Origin of the sequence: Halorubrum miltondacostae, from assembly GCF_041379815.1 — an archaeon.
GTDB lineage: Archaea > Halobacteriota > Halobacteria > Halobacteriales > Haloferacaceae > Halorubrum > Halorubrum miltondacostae.
The window spans coordinates 324,682-338,728 of sequence record NZ_JBEDNY010000001.1 but is presented as its reverse complement, the minus strand read 5'-3'; the positions used below and the strand labels follow the sequence as shown (position 1 = coordinate 338,728).

The following is a 14,047-nucleotide window of genomic DNA, read 5'->3' as shown; positions in this document are numbered from 1 at the left end:
GGGGCGCCGCCGCCGCTCACTCCTCGCGGCCGACGAACGTCCGGTACTTCAGGTCGGACTCGCGGATCTCCTCGACGATCCGTTCGAGGATTACTTCTCGGGGCCGGTGGAGCCCGTTGATGCGCTCCTCGACGTCCGCGAAGCTCTCGAACGGGCCGCGCTTCCGCTCGTCCAGCAGGTCGTTCCGCAGCTTCTTCCCGATCCCCGGCAACAGGTTCAGCTGGTGGAGCCGGAGGGTGATCGGCCCCGCCTCGTTGTAGAAGTCGACGAACCGCTCCTCGTCGGCCTCGACGATCGCCTCGGCCGCGTACTCGATCTCCGCGGCCGCGTTCCGCGTGAGGTCGTCGAACGACACCTCGCGGTACCGGCCGACATCGGGGCCGTCCAGCCCGATCCGGTCGCCGACCGAGACGTCCGCGTCGTCGGCGAGCATCAGTTCGTACAGCGCAAACGAGTCGGCGCCGAGCCCGTACGCCACCGGCGACTTGCGGGACTGCGGGCGGTCGTCGTCGGGGCGGCCGTTGACCAACACGTCGAGCAGGACGGCGGTCGGCCCGTCGTCGGCTTCGCCGCCGGCGTCTTCGTCCGGCGTCTCCCCGGCGTCCGCGGCGGCGTCACCGCCCGTTCGGTCGTCCTCCGGCGTCCCGTCGCCGTCGGCGTGGTTCATATATCGTGTAACGCTCCGAGCGGTGAAAAAGCCGCTGGCGAGGCCGAGGCGACCGCGACCACCGACGGGCGGATTCAAGAGCGTCGAGTAACACGTGGTACCATGGCAAAACCGGAGCCGGCGGAGGTGGTGCGACTCGTCGAGGCGTTCCCGGGAGCGGACCGCGGCGAGACGGAGGAAGTGGCGGAATTCGGGCGGTTCGACGACCTCCTCGACGGCGCGTACGGCGCGCTGACGCGGGACTGGTACCCCGAGCTCCGCCGGCGCGCCGCGGCGCACGCCGACGGCGACTGCCTCCGCGAGCGCGTGCTCGAACACGTCGAGGCGGTGCCGTCGTTCCGCCTCTCGGACGGCCCGACGCTCCTGACCGAACGACGGGAGGCCCTCGCGGAGGCCGCGGCGCTGCGCGACGACGTCCGCGAGGTCGCGGAGTGGTACGGCACCCTCCGGTCACGGTTGGAAGGGGACCGTGCGTCGCTGACACTGGGCGAGCGGCTGCTCCACGACTTCGGGTACGCGCTCGCACACGGGCTGTTCCTCGGCGCGTCGTCGCCGAGCGCGGTCGTGCGGCGGCTTCGGCTGGCGTACCGCTCCGTCGGCGTGCGGATCGATGACACCGCGTCCGAGGCGGGCATCGAGGAGACGACGTTCACCTGCCCGTACCGGAACGTGGCCGCCGGAACGTGCGGCGACCGGTGGGTGTGCCACGAGAAGCTGGATCGCGTCGACGACGGGTACGTGTCGTACCTGGGCGAGCGGGGGATCGCCTACCAGCGGCCGCGCGGCTGTACGGACTCGGAGCAGTGTCGCTCGACGGTCGCCCGCGACGGGCCTGATCGGTGGTGGCCGAAGACCCCACCGGCGGCCGTGGGCGTCGACTCGTGACCCGGGACGACGACGGAGCCGGCACCGCGGCGGCGGACGGGAGCGGCCCCGCGGCAGCGGACAACGTCGAGGCGGCCGACCCGCGTCGGCTGCGTCGGATCCGCCGCGGCTACGACGCGTGGGCGCGAATCTACGACTGGTTCGCGCGGGCCACGGCGTCCGTCGGCGGCGTCAGAGCCGCCTGCGTCCGCGCGCTCGACCTCGCGCCCGGCGACACGGTCGTCGAGTTCGGCTGCGGGCCGGGGGTGAACCTCCCCGTGCTCCGCGACGCCGTGGGCCGGGGCGGGCGCGTCGTCGGCGTCGATGTCTCGCCGCGGATGCTCGACCGCGCGGCGGGGCTCGTCGAGCGGCGCGGCTGGGGGAACGTCTCGCTCGTCGAGGCCGACGCGGAGCGCCCGCCGGTCGCGGCCGCGGACGGCGTCCTCGCGACGTTCGTCACGTCACTGTTCGCCGACCCGTACCGGGTCGTGAGCCGCTGGTGCGATCTCGCGGACGCCGTCGTCGTCGCGGCGTTCGTCCCGGAGGGCAACCGGGCTGCGAACGCGGCGCTCCGGGCGTTCGTGCGGCTCAACGGGCGACTGTTCGACGCGCGGAGTGGCGACCCGCTCGGCAGGCTGACTGAGCGGACCGCCGCGGCGCGGCGCGCGCTCGACGATAAGACCGCGGTCCGCGAGCGCGAGCGACGCGTCTTCGGGACGATCGCCATTGAGGCCGGCCGCGACCGGTAAGGAGCCGGCCGCGGGGACTCACTCGGAGACGGGGACGGAGACGACCGTCGCGTCGGCGTTCCGGATGACGCGCTCGGTTGTACTGCCGAGCAGGTCGCCGGCGGCCGCGTCGAGGCCGCGTTTGCCCATCACGACCGCGTCCGCGTCGACGGCGTCGGCATACGCGGCGATCTCGTGGGCCGGGACGCCGGCCTCGACCGCGGTCTCGCTGTCGATACCCGCGTCTGCGACGGCCGTCGCGACCCGGTCGACCGCCGCCTCAAGCCGCTCGCGGCGGTCGTCGTCGTCGCCGTCGAACTTCTCCGGCTTCCCGGAGCGGTCGTACATCGGGATGTCCTCGACGACGCCGAGGACGTGTACCGTTCCGTCCGCCGCCGTGATCTCGGCCGCGTCGTTGACCGCGTCGAGGGCGGCGTCGCCCTCGCCGGTCGGCACGAGGGTTGTTTGGTACATGCGGCTGGACGTACGTGCGGAAATCTGAAAAAACGTGTCGCCGGACCGCCCCGCCGGGCCAGAGAGAACCCGCGTTCAGGCGTACTTCGCGACAACGTCGAGGATCTCGTCGAGCTCCTCGCCGTCGAGCGAGTAGCGCTCCTGGGCGAACACCGAGCGGAGCTCCGTGCGGTCCTCGGGGAGCAGGTCGGTGATCTTCACCGCGGTCGGCACGTCGACCTGGTCAAGGTCGGTCAGCTCCTCGACGAGCTCGCGGGACTCGTCGGCGTCGAGCTCCGCGAAGCGGTTGACGTGCTCGATCGCGCGGGCCAGCTCGTAGCGGAGATCGCGCTCCTCGTCGGCCGCGCGCTCGTCTTCGATCTCCACGAGGATCTCCTTCGCCTCGGAGGTGGTGACGTACTCCTCGTCGAGCTTCTCTTTGAAGATCGTCATCTCAGTTCTGTTGGGCCCGCATGTGGGCGGCGGTGACGATGAGGGTCTTCGTCTTGCCGCCGTCCGGGATCTCCACCTTGAACGCCGACCCCTGCTTGCCGACGACGGTGCCCGTCCGGCCGTCGAAGCGCGGGTGGAAGCGGCCCTTAGGGACGCTCGGGTCGATCTTGAGGTGGACCTGCGACCCCTCGTCGAACTCCTGGATCGCTCGCTGCGGCGGGGAGGTGCCGCGGTTGCGGGGTTTGTTCGAGAGCTTGTCGCGAGTCGCCTTCTGTGGCCCATTGGAACTCGGCATGGTCTTGGGATACCTTCCGCTGCCGCCGTTATAAATCGTGCGTTACGACCCGCGGGACGTGGGCGTCTCACACGCGGGAACCGGCGGTGCGCCCGACTCGCACGCGCGATCGGAGCGCACGCGCGCGACTACCAGACGCACCTCCCCCTTCCGAAAGGGCTAATCCCGGGAGTCCCTATCATGTTCGTAATGAGTCATCAGCTGCCGGACGTACAGGCGTCGTCACCCGACGTCACGGTCGGGCTCTCGCAGGTTGGCGTCACCGGCGTGGAGAAACTCGTGAAGCTCGCGCGCGGCGACAAGCGACCCATCGTCCTCATGGCGGAGTTCGAGGTGTTCGTCGACCTCCCGAGCGGCCGCAAGGGGATCGACATGTCGCGGAACCTCGCGACCGTCGACGAGATCCTCGAAGACATCACCCGCGAGGAGGCGTACCGCGTCGAGGACGTCTGCGGCGACGCCGCAGAGCGCCTCCTGGAGAAGCACGACTACACGACCACCGCCGAGGTGTCGATGGCGGCGGAGCTCGTCACCCGCGAGAGCACGCCGGCGTCGGACATCGAGACACAGAGCACGGCGACCATCGTCGCCAGCGCGACCGCCACCGAGGACGGCACGCGAGAGGAGATCGGCGCCGAGGTCACCGGCATGACCGTCTGCCCCTGCTCGCAGGGGATGAGCGAGTCGCGGGCCCGCGACAAGCTCGCCGAGCTCGGCGTTGACGAGGAGACGACCGAAGAATTCTTAGACGCCGTCCCGCAGCCGGGTCACTCCCAGCGCGGCCACGCGACGCTGACGATCACGACCGACGGGCACCCGGACGTCGACCTCAGGGACGTGATCGACGTCGCCCGCGACTCGATGAGCGCGCGCATCTACAACATGGCGAAGCGGCCCGACGAGGACCACATGACCTACGAGGCCCACGCCGACGCGAAGTTCGTCGAGGACTGCGTCCGCGCGCTCGCCGAGGGAACCATCAGGGAGTTCGGCCACCTCTCGGACGACGCCGTGGTCCACATGAAGCAGTCGAACGACGAGTCGATCCACCAACACAACGCCCACGCGGAGCGCGAGGTCACGCTGGGCGACCTCCGCGACGAACTCCACCGGTAGGCGCCGAAGCCGCGGGCGACTCGCGTTTCCGCCCGGCTACCCGAACGTCAGCGGCTCCGCCTCGGTCCACCGCGGTTCGAACTGCTCTTTCACGCTCGTTGCGAACTCGACGTCTTTCACGTCGATCATCGCGAACGGCTCGTCCGCGGACAGCGGGTGCGGGACCTCGATACACACCTCGATCTCGTCGAACACGTTGAACGTCCCGTCGACGCCCGGCGACGTGCGGACCTCGAACCCGTCCACCTCGGCCAGCTCCGCGGTGTACCGGCGGCCGACGCTCCGCGGGAGCTCGTCGACCGTCGCCGGGGACAGCAACACCCGGATCTCCACGCCGCGTTCGAGCGCGGACTCCAGCTCGGCGGTCACGCGCTCGCCGATCGTCCCGAGGTCGAAGCCGGTCGCCGGCGCGCCCGCGACCACGACCACCCGACGCTCCGCCGCGGCGATCCGCTCTAAGAGGAGGTCCGTCGCCTCCTCCGCGCCGACCGCCGCGGTCCAGAACTGGCCGTCGACGGGCTCGCCGGCGTCGAGTTCGGACGACAGCTCGTCGACAACCGACTCGTACTGGTCGGCCTGCGTCTGGAGCTCCTGCTTCTTCTCGTCGAGCAGCCGGTCGAGCGCGGCGTCCGGCTCGACCGCGACGTACTTCTTCGGCCGGCTCGCGGCCTGACTGCGGACGAGGTTGTGCTGCTCTAAGCTGTTGAGTACGTCGTATATCCGCCCCATCGGGACCTCGCTGGCCCGCGAGAGGTCCTTGGCCGTCGTCGGGCCGGTCCGGAGGAGCGCGCGGTACGCCCGGGCCTCGTACTCGGAGAGTCCCAGGTCGCGGAGAGATGCCATACACGGGGATGCCCCGGCACCGGTATAAACGCGTCGTCCGTTTACGAACCGAGCCGGCACGTGTCGGGCGGCCGGCCGTTCGACGACGAGGCCCTGCGGGTCGACGGAGCGCCCTCGCAGACCCTACGACAGCGCGTCGCCGACCCGGTCCATCAACTCGGCGGGCGTTTCCGCCGGGTCGGAGGCCCCGTCACCAGCGAGGACGACGGCGGTCCCCTCGGGGACCGTCCGCGGGGCGGGCGCGTCGGCCTCGTGGGCGTTCGGCGCAACCACCTTCTCGTGGTCGGCGACTCGCCACGCGGCGCGGTGGAGGTCGCTGCCGGGCTCGGCCCCGACCGCGATGACGGTGGCGTCCCGCCGGAGCCGGCCGACGAGGCTCCCGTAGGCGGCGACCTGGACGCCGAGCCGCTCGGTCGCGCCGGCGAACGCCTCGGCCGTCTCGCGCGCGATCTCGCGGTAGCGGTCCTCGCCGGTGAGCGCCGCCAGGTCAAGGAGCGCCGTCGCCATCTCGACGTTGGCGTCGAGCGGACGGAACGACCGGTCGAGCAGTCCCGGCCCCGAGCGCGGGCCGTCGACGAACGAACCGTCGACGTGGAGGCGGTCGATCGCCCGGTCCGCGACCGCGCGGGCGACGTCGGCGCCCTCGCCGCGGACGCCGGCGGCGCGGACGTACGCCCCGACGACGCGGGCGGCGTCCTCCAGCAGGTCGGCCTCGCCGGCGTCGTCGCTGCCGCGGTAGTGGGTCACCGCGCCGCTCTCGGCGTCGATCAGGTCGCGTTCGAGCCCGTCGAGGATCCGGTCCGCGTACTCGCGGGCCCCCCCGTCATCGGTGTAGGCGGCCACCGCGAGCAGCGCGTCCGCGGCGAGCGCGTTGCCGCCGGCGAACACCGTCAGGTCGCGGCGGGGCTCGTCGAGGTCCGCGCGGTCCGCGGCGGGCGCGGCGTAGTAGGCGCGGCCGAGCCCGGGGCCGAGGCTGCCGCCGACGCCGTAGCCGGTCCAGAGGTCGTCGGTGAGGAAGCCGACCGCGTCGAGCGCGGGGTCGAGGTACGCCTCGTCACCGGTGTAGAGGAAGGCGTTCGCGAACGCGCGGGTCACGGCGGCGTTCGTGTCGAGGGGCTTCTCGTAGGCGACGTCCCCCCAGTCGCGGGTCCCCGCGTAGCGGAAGAAGCCGCCGTCGACGTCGTCAGTGAGGTGGTCGCGGACCGCGTCGAGCGTCCGGAGCGCGCGGTTCCGGTCGCGCTTCAACGCGAACTCGACGGTGCGGGGCAAGGGGAACTTCGCGTCCGTCCCCCAGCCGGCGTGCTTCGCGTCGTACTTCACTTCCAACTGCCCGGCCAGGTGGCTCTCTATCTCGTCGGTCAGCTCGCCGCGGGGCGGCAGGTCGGCGTCGAGTGCGCGCGGGACGCGCCCCGCGTCGCGGCCCTTGTCGGCCCACATCTCGCGGACCGATTCGAGGACCTGCCGCATCCCGTCGATGTCGAGGTAGCCCGCGCCCGTCAGCAGCGTCCCGTCGGGGGCGAGAAAGGCGGTGGTCGGGAAGCCGCCCATGTTGTAGCGCTCGCGCACCCGCGGGTGACGGTCGACGTCGACGCGGACGGGGACGAACCCCTCGTTGACGTTGGCGGCGATGCGCGGCTCCGCGTAGGTGATCGCGTCCATCTCGTGACAGCCCTCGCACCAAGTGGCCGACAGCGAGAGCAGCACCGGGCGGTCGCGCTCGTCGGCCTCGGCGAACGCCGCCGGGCCCCAGTCGCGCCACTCGACGCGGGTCTCGTCGCTCATACCCGTCGTCGGTCCGGGGCGGGGGTAAGCGCTTCGAGAGCGGAACGGAGCGGCCCGAGGACGGGCCGGAAGAGCGGCGTGGAGACAGCCCGGAGGAGGGCTGGAGGGCGCGCGAGAACGGGTCGAAGGAGGGCGGGAGGGCGCGGCGTCGGTGTCCACGCGACGCCTCGGCGGTCGGCGAGCGGTCGGGTCGGCGTCGGTCTCAGCGCTTGTGGTCGTGCCCCAGCGCGAGCGCGAGGGTGTTCGCGAACAGGAGGGCGACGAACAGCTGCCCGGTGCCGCCGTCGAGCCCCGAGTACAGCAGGACGGGGTACGCGGCCGGGATGGCGATGGCCGCCCAGAAGGCGGCGGCTTTGACGGTACCGGTCATCAGCCCGGCGAGTCGTTCGCCGGAGGCGATCTGCGTGGGAGCGGGGGTTGACATGGACACTTTTCCGTAGAACAGGGGACCACATATACCCCGACGAGGGTTCGACGAATTTCACGGCGTTTCTCGCCCGTCCGAGTCGTTTTACAAACGTCTTAGAGACGTTTTAACCGTTTATCGGAGCATCTAACACTTTTCTTCGGGATTCCGCCCGATCCGCCGACTTCGGCGCGGTCCGGCCGCCGCGGCGCGGCGAACACGGGGTCAAGCGACTGCCGCGTCACCAACCGCTTTGTCCGTTGGGAGGAGAAGTGCGATCATGACCGACCCCGACAGCCGCGACCGACGCGAGGACCGAAGCGACCGCGACCGTCCCGGCGCACGCACCGACGGCGGCCGCCCGCGGGTGGCGGTCGTCGCCTGCGGCGGCACCATCGCCTCGGAGCCGAGCGACGACGGCGCGGCCCCGGAGAAGACCGGCGACGACCTCGTGGCGGCGGTGCCGGCCGTCTCCGACCACGCGCGGGTGACGACCCGGGAGGTGTGCTCACAGCCCGGGTTCGACGTTCGGTGGCGAGACATGCTCGCGACCGCGACCGCCGCACGCGAGGCGGTCGACGGGACCGGCCGCGAGCCCGCGGACGGCGTCGTCGTCACGCACGGGACGGACACCCTCGCGGACACCGCGTTCGCGCTGGACCTCCTCACGGACCTCGACGCGCCGGTCGTCGTCACCGGCGCGCAGCGCCGGCTCGACGAGCCCGCCAGCGACGTGCCCGCGAACCTCGCGCTCGCAGTTCGGGCGGCCACGGACGACCGGTTCGCGCCGGGCGTCCACGTCGCTTTCGACGACGAGCTCCACGCCGCCCGCGACGTGGTGAAGGGCCACAGCAACGCGCTGTCGACGATGACCTCGCCCGGGACGGGACCGGTCGCGACGTTCACCCGCGCCGCCTCGCGCCTCGTCCGCGCGCCTGATCGCGGCGTCCCGGTCGATCCGCTCGCGGACGCGATCGACGGCGCCGAGGACGTCCCGGAGGTGCCGGTGATCCACTCGGGAACGGGCGTCGGCGCGGGCGCGGTCGGTCGCGCGCTCGACGCAGACGTGGGCGGGATCGTCGTCGAGGGGACCGGCCTCGGGAACGTCACCGGCGCGGTCGGCGACGCGCTCGGCGAGGCGGTCGATGCCGTGCCTGTCGTCGTCGCAGGGCGTCCGCCGGCGGGGCCGACGGAACCGGTGTACGGCACCCGCGGCGGTGCGGTCACGCTCGCGGACCACGGCGTGACGTTCGCCGGCGACCTCCCGGCCGCGAAGGCGCGCGTCGCGCTCGCGCTCGGCCTCGCCGCCAACCTCGACCGCGAGGAGATCGAGGCGCTGTTCGAGCCGGCGTAGTCGATCGCGGCGACCAACCGAAATCTCCCGACTCGGTAGGTGAGACGCACGTTTACGTCTACACGAAATCCTTATGTATCGGTCGCCAACCCGATGGTATGACCGACCTCACGCGACGGAGGGCCCTCTACGGCATCGCGACCGGTAGCGCCGCCGCCCTCGCCGGGTGTACCAGTACCGGCGATCCGGTTCCGGGCGGCGACGGCACGGACGGGGGAGACGGAACCGACGGCGGAGACGGAACCGACGGGGGAGACGGAACCGACGGCGGAGACGGAACCGACGGCGACGCCGGGAGCGACGCCGACCCCAGGACCGACGTCCATCAGGTCGGCGCGGCGCTGTCCGGACCGGCGTGGAGCCGGACCGAGCGCCGCGGCTTCTGCGCTCTCCTGACCGATGAGAACGACGCCGCGTGGCTGCGCCGCGACGCGCCGGCGGAGACCGCGGCGTTCGTCGAGGAGACCGACTTCACGGCGTCGGCCCTCGTCTACGCCGAGTCCGTCGGCCCGACCACCTGCCACGACGAGATCGCGTTCGGCGGCGTCGAGGTCGAGGAGGGGACCCTCGTCGCGGACGCGACGGTCCTGGGGGCACAGGACGAGGGGGTGGCCTGCGGCGAGGCGATCACCTACCCGGCCGCGCTGCTCCGCGTCACGAGCGACCCCCTGCCAGACGCGGCGGAGCTCTCCGTCACCGACGGCTGGGGCGAGACGGGCGCGGTGCGGAGCGACGACTGGGTCCGCGACCCGGAGAGTCTCGCGGGCGAGGTCCGCCCCGAACACGACCCGGCGAACGTCCCCGCCGCCTTCGAGTGCGACGCCGACGGCTTCGCGCGCCACCCGCAGGTGTACGACGGCGAGGTCAACTGGGGCGGCGGGGGCGGCGCCGGCAGCGACGCTGGGGGCGACGGCCCGCTCGCGCTCCGCGTTGTGATCCCCGGCGACGATGCGCCCGGGTCCGACCCGCTCGCAATCGGTCGGGGTACCCAGTTCCGGATCGAACTGACCAACGTCTCCGGCGAGCCGGCGTCCGTCGGGAGCCAGGCGAAGTACAACCTAGAGGTCCGCACCGAGAGCGGCTGGACCGAGCTCCGCGGCACCGACGGCGACCCCACCGTCGGCTACAACGACCTGGCGATCGGCGTCCCGCCCGGCGGGACGCTGGAGTGGGAGTTCGAGATGACCGAGACGGGGCTCGTCGAGGATGGCCCGCACGCGGACGCCTTCCGGGTCTGCCCGGACCTCGTCCCCGGCCGGTATCGGTTCGTCTTCTTCGGTGCCGCCGACCTCGCGGTCGCGTTCGACTATGAGGACTGACACGGCGGTTCGGCGTCGGACCGCCGGCGTCTCAGCCGCGGACCTCGATGAGGAGGTCCGTCTCCGGCGACTCGCCCATCGTCTCGTGGACGCGGTCCCACGAGAGGTCGGTCCGCGCCGTCACGGACTCGGTCGCGACCGCGCCGCAGGCGTTGCCGACCAGTATCGGCACTTGGTAGTCGCGCGGGTCGTGCGAGAACCCGTCGCCGGTGATCTCGGGCTCCCTGAGCGCGGCCCCGAGGAACCCGGCGGCGAAGGCGTCGCCCGCGCCGGTCGTATCGACGGGGTCGACATCGAAACCCGGGTGCGAGACGCTGCCGTGCGGCGTCCGCACCGTCGCGCCCTCGTCGCCCAGCTTGATCGCGACGACGCGGTCGTCCGGCTCCCACGGGTCCACGTCGGTCGCCGCCGCGAGCGCGTCGGCCTCCCGGTCGTTTAAAAAGAGCACGTCGCTGGCGTGGAGCGCGGCGTCGAACTCGCGGTCCGCGACGCGCCGCCCGGGGTCGAAGCTCCGGGTCGCGCCCGCCTCGGCGGCGGCAGTCGCGAGCGCCGCCGCGGTCTCCGGCTGCTGGCCGGTGAGGTGGAGGTGGTCGGCGGCCGCGAGCGTGTCGCGGTCGAGCCCGGCCGCGGAGAACGACTCGTTGGCGCCGTCGTTCGCGAGCATGAGCAACTCGCCGTCGCCGTCGACGATGACGTACTTCACCGAGGTCGGCTCGGCGGCGTCGACGAGCACCTGTCCGGGGTCGACGCCGGCGCTGGCGAGTTCGCGGAGCGCCAGCGCGCCAGACTCGTCGCCGCCGACGCTGCCGTAGACGACCGACTGGCCGCCTAAGTCGACGAGCCCGACCGCGACGTTGGCGGCGCTGCCCCCGCCGGACTGTTCGAGCCGGTCGATCCGCGTCTCGCCGTCCGGTTCGGGGAGCCGGTCGACGTGGATCGTCACGTCCCAGTTGATGTGGCCCGCGGCGACGACCTTCGGCACGCGGGCCTCCTCGTCGGGGCCGAGGTCGGGGTCGCGGTCGACCGCGGGGTCCACGTCGTCGCCTTCGGAGCCTCCGCCGGCGGCGTCCGCGGCGTCTCCGGCCTCCGGGGAGTCGGCGGCGTTCCCGGCGCCCGCGTCGTCGGGCGCGTCGCCCTCCCACTCGTCGACCTCGCGGTCCCACTCCGCGACGGTCTCGTCCCAGTCGTCGACCGCGTCGTCGTCCGAGGCGTAGCCCGAACCGTCCGCTCCGCCCTCGTCGGGGGCGGCCGAGTCGCCCGCGGGGTCGCCGCCCTCGGTCATGGTTCCGCCCACGGCTCGGCGGCGCCCTCGCCGAACAGCTCACGCATCAGCGTCACGATGCTCTCCGGCGGGAACTGGCCGTGCTCGGTGACGATCGCGTCCATGTACCGCGGCGGCGTCACGTCGAACGCGGGGTTCTCCACCGCGATCTCGCCGATCTCGTCGCGGCTCTCCGGCGCAATCACCTCGCCCTCGTCGCGCATCTCGATTTCGACGGTGTGACCCGTCAGCGTCTCCGGGTGGAGCTTGATCGTCTGTGCCGCGGTCATGATCGGGACGCCGCGCTCGCGGGCGTTGACCGCGAGCCCCGACGTGCCGATCTTGTTTATCACGCCGCCGTCGGCGGCGATCGAGTCCGCGCCGACGACGACGTGGTCGACCTCGTCGAGGTACCGCCGCGCCGCGGAGTCGACGATGAGCGTCACGGGGACGCCCGCGTCGCGGAGCTGCTCGGCGGTGATGTGGCCCTGCTGGCGCGGGCGCGTCTCCTTGACGACCGCCGAGATCGACTTCCCCTGCTCGACGGCCGCCTCGATACACGCGAGCGCGTCCGTGGAGTGGCAGTGGGTCATCACCGTGTCGCCGTCGGCGAGGCGGTTCGCCCCGACCCGCCCGAGGTCCTCCTGGGCGCGGTCGAGCTGCCGGACGAACGCCTCGCTCGCGTCGACGACGCTCCGGCGGAGCCGGTCGACCGAGTCGCCTTCCATCCGCTGGAGCACGTACCGGAGCGCGTTCGGCAGGGACACCGCCGTCGGGCGCGTCTCGCGGAGGGTCCGGGCCGCGGCGCGCATCGAGGCGCGGAACGCCGCGGGGTCGGTCGCGGTCGCGTCCGCCTCGGCCGCCGCCTCCGCCTGCTCAGCGAGCGCCTCGGCGGCCGCGGAGGCGATGGTCGCCGCCCCGCGGATCTCCATCGTCGCGATCGACTCGGCGGTGTCGCCGACCGCCGGTGCCGGCTCCGTGTCTGTCATATCGATCCGGTAGCCGCCCGTGTATTTATAAAACCGGCCGACTGTCGGCGGCCCGCGCTACTCCGCGTCCGGCTGCTGGCCGTAGCTCTCGAACCGCTCCTCGACCGTCGCCATCTGCTCGTCGCTGAGGACGTGCGGCTCGCCGACGGCGGACGCGCGCAGGTAGAGCCGGCAGATGTCCTCGACGTGACGGGTGTTCTCGACCGCCGTCTCGACGTCCGGCCCGGTGACGACGAGGCCGTGGTTCGCGAGGATCGCGGCGTCGGAGCCGGCCTCCGCCATCGCGGCGACGACGTTCGCGGCCAGCTCCTCGGTCCCGTACGGGGCGTAGTCTGCCAGGGGGACCTCGCGGCCGACCGCGGCGATCATGTAGTGGACCGGCGGGAGCTTCCGGCCGAGCGTCGCCATCGTCGTCGCCCACGGCGAGTGCGTGTGGACGATCGCGCCCGGCCGGTCGTGCTGGTAGATGCCCGTGTGCATCGGGACCTCGCTCGACGGCGCCATGCGCCCGGCGAGCCGCTCCCCGTCCAGCGACACCACGGGCACGTCCCCCGCGTGGAAGGAGTCGTAGGGGACGCCGGTAGGCGTGACCGCCACCCTGTCGCCGTCACGGACGCTCAGGTTGCCGGTCCGCCCGGGCGTCAGCTCGGCAAGCGCCGGCGCGTGTTCGACGACCGCCGCCCGCGCCTCGCGCAGGAGGTCCGGGTTCGCCTCCGGGCCGGCGCCCGGGTCGGAGCCGTCGCGAGTCACGTCGCCACCTCCGTCAGGTCGGCGAGCGCGTCGAGGCGGTGGTCCGGGCGCTGCCCCGCGGGCAGGTCCGCCGCCGCGGGCGCGTCGCCGTCGGCGACGAACAGCGCCGAGTCGATCCCGAGGGCGTTGGCGCCGGCCACGTCCGTCTCGACGTTGTCGCCGACAGCGAGCGCCTCGCTCGGGCGGCGGTCGAGCTCGGCAAGCGCGGTCGTGAACGGGAGCGCGCTCGGCTTCTCGCGGCCCACCTCCTCGGAGGTGACGAGCAGGTCGATCCGGTCGTCGAGCCCGAGGCGAGTGAGCTTCCGCAGTTGGACCCGAGTCGTGAGGTTTGTCACGACCGCGACGTCCGTCCCGGCCGCGTCGAGCGCGTCGAGGACGGTTTCGACGCCGTCACAGAGCGACATGGCGTCGAGGTAGCCGTCCCAGTAGGCGTCGCCGGCCGCCAGCGCGCTCGCGGGGTCGGACGCGCCGGCGTAGCGGGACAGCCCGCGCTTGAAGTAGACGTGGCGGTCGTGGGAGGCGGCGGTGGTGCGCGTCTCGCGCTTGGCCGCCCGCCGACCAGCCTCGTACAGGTCGTCGAACGCCGCGCGGTCGAGGTCGTATCCGCGCTCGCGGAGGACGTCGAGCGCGGCGCGCTTGCCCGCCTCGTTACACGGGGCGTACGGGTACAGCGTGTTGTCGAGGTCGAAGAGCACCGCCTCGTAGCTCATGGACCGATTCGGCGCGGCACCGACTTAAGCGTGATTCGACGCGATGAGGGGAAGCGG

Annotated in this window: 16 protein-coding genes; 5 read left to right on the top strand and 11 right to left on the bottom strand. The window is 72.5% G+C overall.

Annotated features, from left to right (window positions below):
* Positions 1–16: 16 nt before the first annotated feature.
* Positions 17–667: a DUF655 domain-containing protein gene (locus tag ABNG04_RS01815; RefSeq protein WP_371159525.1), complete on the bottom strand. Its 651-nt coding sequence runs from the start codon at positions 665–667 to the stop codon at positions 17–19.
* Positions 668–769: 102 nt separating this feature from the next.
* Between ABNG04_RS01815 and ABNG04_RS01810 the strand changes: the two genes are divergently transcribed.
* A complete protein-coding gene (locus ABNG04_RS01810) occupies positions 770–1,552 on the top strand; it encodes a hypothetical protein (protein WP_371159523.1) in 783 nt (260 codons plus the stop codon).
* Complete coding sequence (locus ABNG04_RS01805; protein ID WP_371159522.1) at positions 1,510–2,280, top strand: class I SAM-dependent methyltransferase; 771 nt, start codon at positions 1,510–1,512, stop codon at positions 2,278–2,280. Before ABNG04_RS01810 ends, ABNG04_RS01805 begins: the two co-directional genes overlap by 43 nt.
* Positions 2,281–2,298: 18 nt before the next feature.
* Here ABNG04_RS01805 and ABNG04_RS01800 read toward each other — a convergent pair whose 3' ends face one another.
* From ABNG04_RS01800 to ABNG04_RS01790, 3 genes are all read right to left on the bottom strand, one after another.
* Positions 2,299–2,733 (bottom strand): universal stress protein, encoded by a 435-nt coding sequence (locus ABNG04_RS01800; RefSeq protein ID WP_371159520.1) that lies wholly within the window; start codon positions 2,731–2,733, stop codon positions 2,299–2,301.
* Between the two features lie 75 nt (positions 2,734–2,808).
* On the bottom strand, positions 2,809–3,165 hold the full coding sequence (locus ABNG04_RS01795) for an RNA polymerase Rpb4 family protein (RefSeq protein WP_371159518.1): 357 nt from the start codon (positions 3,163–3,165) through the stop codon (positions 2,809–2,811).
* A 1-nt stretch (position 3,166) separates the two neighbouring features.
* A complete protein-coding gene (locus tag ABNG04_RS01790; protein ID WP_006112901.1) occupies positions 3,167–3,460 on the bottom strand; it encodes a 50S ribosomal protein L21e in 294 nt (97 codons plus the stop codon).
* A 189-nt stretch (positions 3,461–3,649) separates the two neighbouring features.
* On the opposite strand from ABNG04_RS01790, the gene mptA reads away from it, so the two are divergent.
* Positions 3,650–4,576, top strand: coding sequence for a GTP cyclohydrolase MptA (gene mptA, locus ABNG04_RS01785; RefSeq protein ID WP_371159515.1), 927 nt, complete (start codon positions 3,650–3,652; stop codon positions 4,574–4,576).
* Positions 4,577–4,612: 36 nt separating this feature from the next.
* Here mptA and ABNG04_RS01780 read toward each other — a convergent pair whose 3' ends face one another.
* From ABNG04_RS01780 to ABNG04_RS01770, 3 genes are all read right to left on the bottom strand, one after another.
* The gene (locus tag ABNG04_RS01780; RefSeq protein ID WP_371159513.1) at positions 4,613–5,419 is read right to left on the bottom strand and encodes a TrmB family transcriptional regulator; all 807 of its coding nucleotides are present in this window, start codon (positions 5,417–5,419) and stop codon (positions 4,613–4,615) included.
* Between the two features lie 123 nt (positions 5,420–5,542).
* Positions 5,543–7,201, bottom strand: coding sequence for a DUF255 domain-containing protein (locus ABNG04_RS01775; RefSeq protein ID WP_371159512.1), 1,659 nt, complete (start codon positions 7,199–7,201; stop codon positions 5,543–5,545).
* A gap of 202 nt (positions 7,202–7,403) precedes the next feature.
* Entirely contained in the window at positions 7,404–7,625 is a 222-nt protein-coding gene (locus ABNG04_RS01770; protein ID WP_371159511.1) for a DUF8028 family protein, read from the bottom strand.
* 262 nt (positions 7,626–7,887) lie between these two features.
* On the opposite strand from ABNG04_RS01770, the gene ABNG04_RS01765 reads away from it, so the two are divergent.
* Both ABNG04_RS01765 and ABNG04_RS01760 read left to right on the top strand, forming a co-directional pair.
* Positions 7,888–8,961 carry an asparaginase gene (locus ABNG04_RS01765; RefSeq protein ID WP_371159510.1) on the top strand — a complete coding sequence of 358 codons (1,074 nt, stop codon included), beginning with the start codon at positions 7,888–7,890 and terminating at the stop codon, positions 8,959–8,961.
* Between the two features lie 98 nt (positions 8,962–9,059).
* Positions 9,060–10,280 carry a hypothetical protein gene (locus tag ABNG04_RS01760; protein WP_371159509.1) on the top strand — a complete coding sequence of 407 codons (1,221 nt, stop codon included), beginning with the start codon at positions 9,060–9,062 and terminating at the stop codon, positions 10,278–10,280.
* A gap of 31 nt (positions 10,281–10,311) precedes the next feature.
* Here the strand turns inward: ABNG04_RS01760 and ABNG04_RS01755 are convergent, their stop codons facing one another.
* From ABNG04_RS01755 to ABNG04_RS01740, 4 genes are read right to left on the bottom strand one after another with little or no spacing between them, the layout of a single operon-like run.
* Positions 10,312–11,562: an ATP-dependent ribose-1-phosphate kinase gene (locus tag ABNG04_RS01755; RefSeq protein WP_371160740.1), complete on the bottom strand. Its 1,251-nt coding sequence runs from the start codon at positions 11,560–11,562 to the stop codon at positions 10,312–10,314.
* Positions 11,559–12,530, bottom strand: coding sequence for a ribose 1,5-bisphosphate isomerase (locus ABNG04_RS01750; protein ID WP_371159507.1), 972 nt, complete (start codon positions 12,528–12,530; stop codon positions 11,559–11,561). The genes ABNG04_RS01755 and ABNG04_RS01750 overlap by 4 nt, the downstream gene beginning before the upstream one ends.
* A 57-nt stretch (positions 12,531–12,587) precedes the next feature.
* The gene (locus tag ABNG04_RS01745) at positions 12,588–13,280 is read right to left on the bottom strand and encodes a ribulose-1-phosphate aldolase (RefSeq protein WP_371159505.1); all 693 of its coding nucleotides are present in this window, start codon (positions 13,278–13,280) and stop codon (positions 12,588–12,590) included.
* Positions 13,277–13,990, bottom strand: a complete 714-nt coding sequence (locus tag ABNG04_RS01740) for a ribulose-1,5-bisphosphate 5-phosphatase (protein WP_371159504.1) — start codon at positions 13,988–13,990, stop codon at positions 13,277–13,279. The genes ABNG04_RS01745 and ABNG04_RS01740 overlap by 4 nt, the downstream gene beginning before the upstream one ends.
* Positions 13,991–14,047: the final 57 nt, after the last annotated feature.

Coding starts and splice junctions, on each gene's coding strand:
- ABNG04_RS01815 (WP_371159525.1), bottom strand. CDS start 667: ATGAACCACGCCGACGGCGACGGGACGCCGGAGGACGACCGAACGGGC.
- ABNG04_RS01810 (WP_371159523.1), top strand. CDS start 770: ATGGCAAAACCGGAGCCGGCGGAGGTGGTGCGACTCGTCGAGGCGTTC.
- ABNG04_RS01800 (WP_371159520.1), bottom strand. CDS start 2,733: ATGTACCAAACAACCCTCGTGCCGACCGGCGAGGGCGACGCCGCCCTC.
- ABNG04_RS01795 (WP_371159518.1), bottom strand. CDS start 3,165: ATGACGATCTTCAAAGAGAAGCTCGACGAGGAGTACGTCACCACCTCC.
- ABNG04_RS01790 (WP_006112901.1), bottom strand. CDS start 3,460: ATGCCGAGTTCCAATGGGCCACAGAAGGCGACTCGCGACAAGCTCTCG.
- mptA (WP_371159515.1), top strand. CDS start 3,650: ATGAGTCATCAGCTGCCGGACGTACAGGCGTCGTCACCCGACGTCACG.
- ABNG04_RS01780 (WP_371159513.1), bottom strand. CDS start 5,419: ATGGCATCTCTCCGCGACCTGGGACTCTCCGAGTACGAGGCCCGGGCG.
- ABNG04_RS01775 (WP_371159512.1), bottom strand. CDS start 7,201: ATGAGCGACGAGACCCGCGTCGAGTGGCGCGACTGGGGCCCGGCGGCG.
- ABNG04_RS01770 (WP_371159511.1), bottom strand. CDS start 7,625: ATGTCAACCCCCGCTCCCACGCAGATCGCCTCCGGCGAACGACTCGCC.
- ABNG04_RS01765 (WP_371159510.1), top strand. CDS start 7,888: ATGACCGACCCCGACAGCCGCGACCGACGCGAGGACCGAAGCGACCGC.
- ABNG04_RS01760 (WP_371159509.1), top strand. CDS start 9,060: ATGACCGACCTCACGCGACGGAGGGCCCTCTACGGCATCGCGACCGGT.
- ABNG04_RS01755 (WP_371160740.1), bottom strand. CDS start 11,562: ATGACCGAGGGCGGCGACCCCGCGGGCGACTCGGCCGCCCCCGACGAG.
- ABNG04_RS01750 (WP_371159507.1), bottom strand. CDS start 12,530: ATGACAGACACGGAGCCGGCACCGGCGGTCGGCGACACCGCCGAGTCG.
- ABNG04_RS01740 (WP_371159504.1), bottom strand. CDS start 13,990: ATGAGCTACGAGGCGGTGCTCTTCGACCTCGACAACACGCTGTACCCG.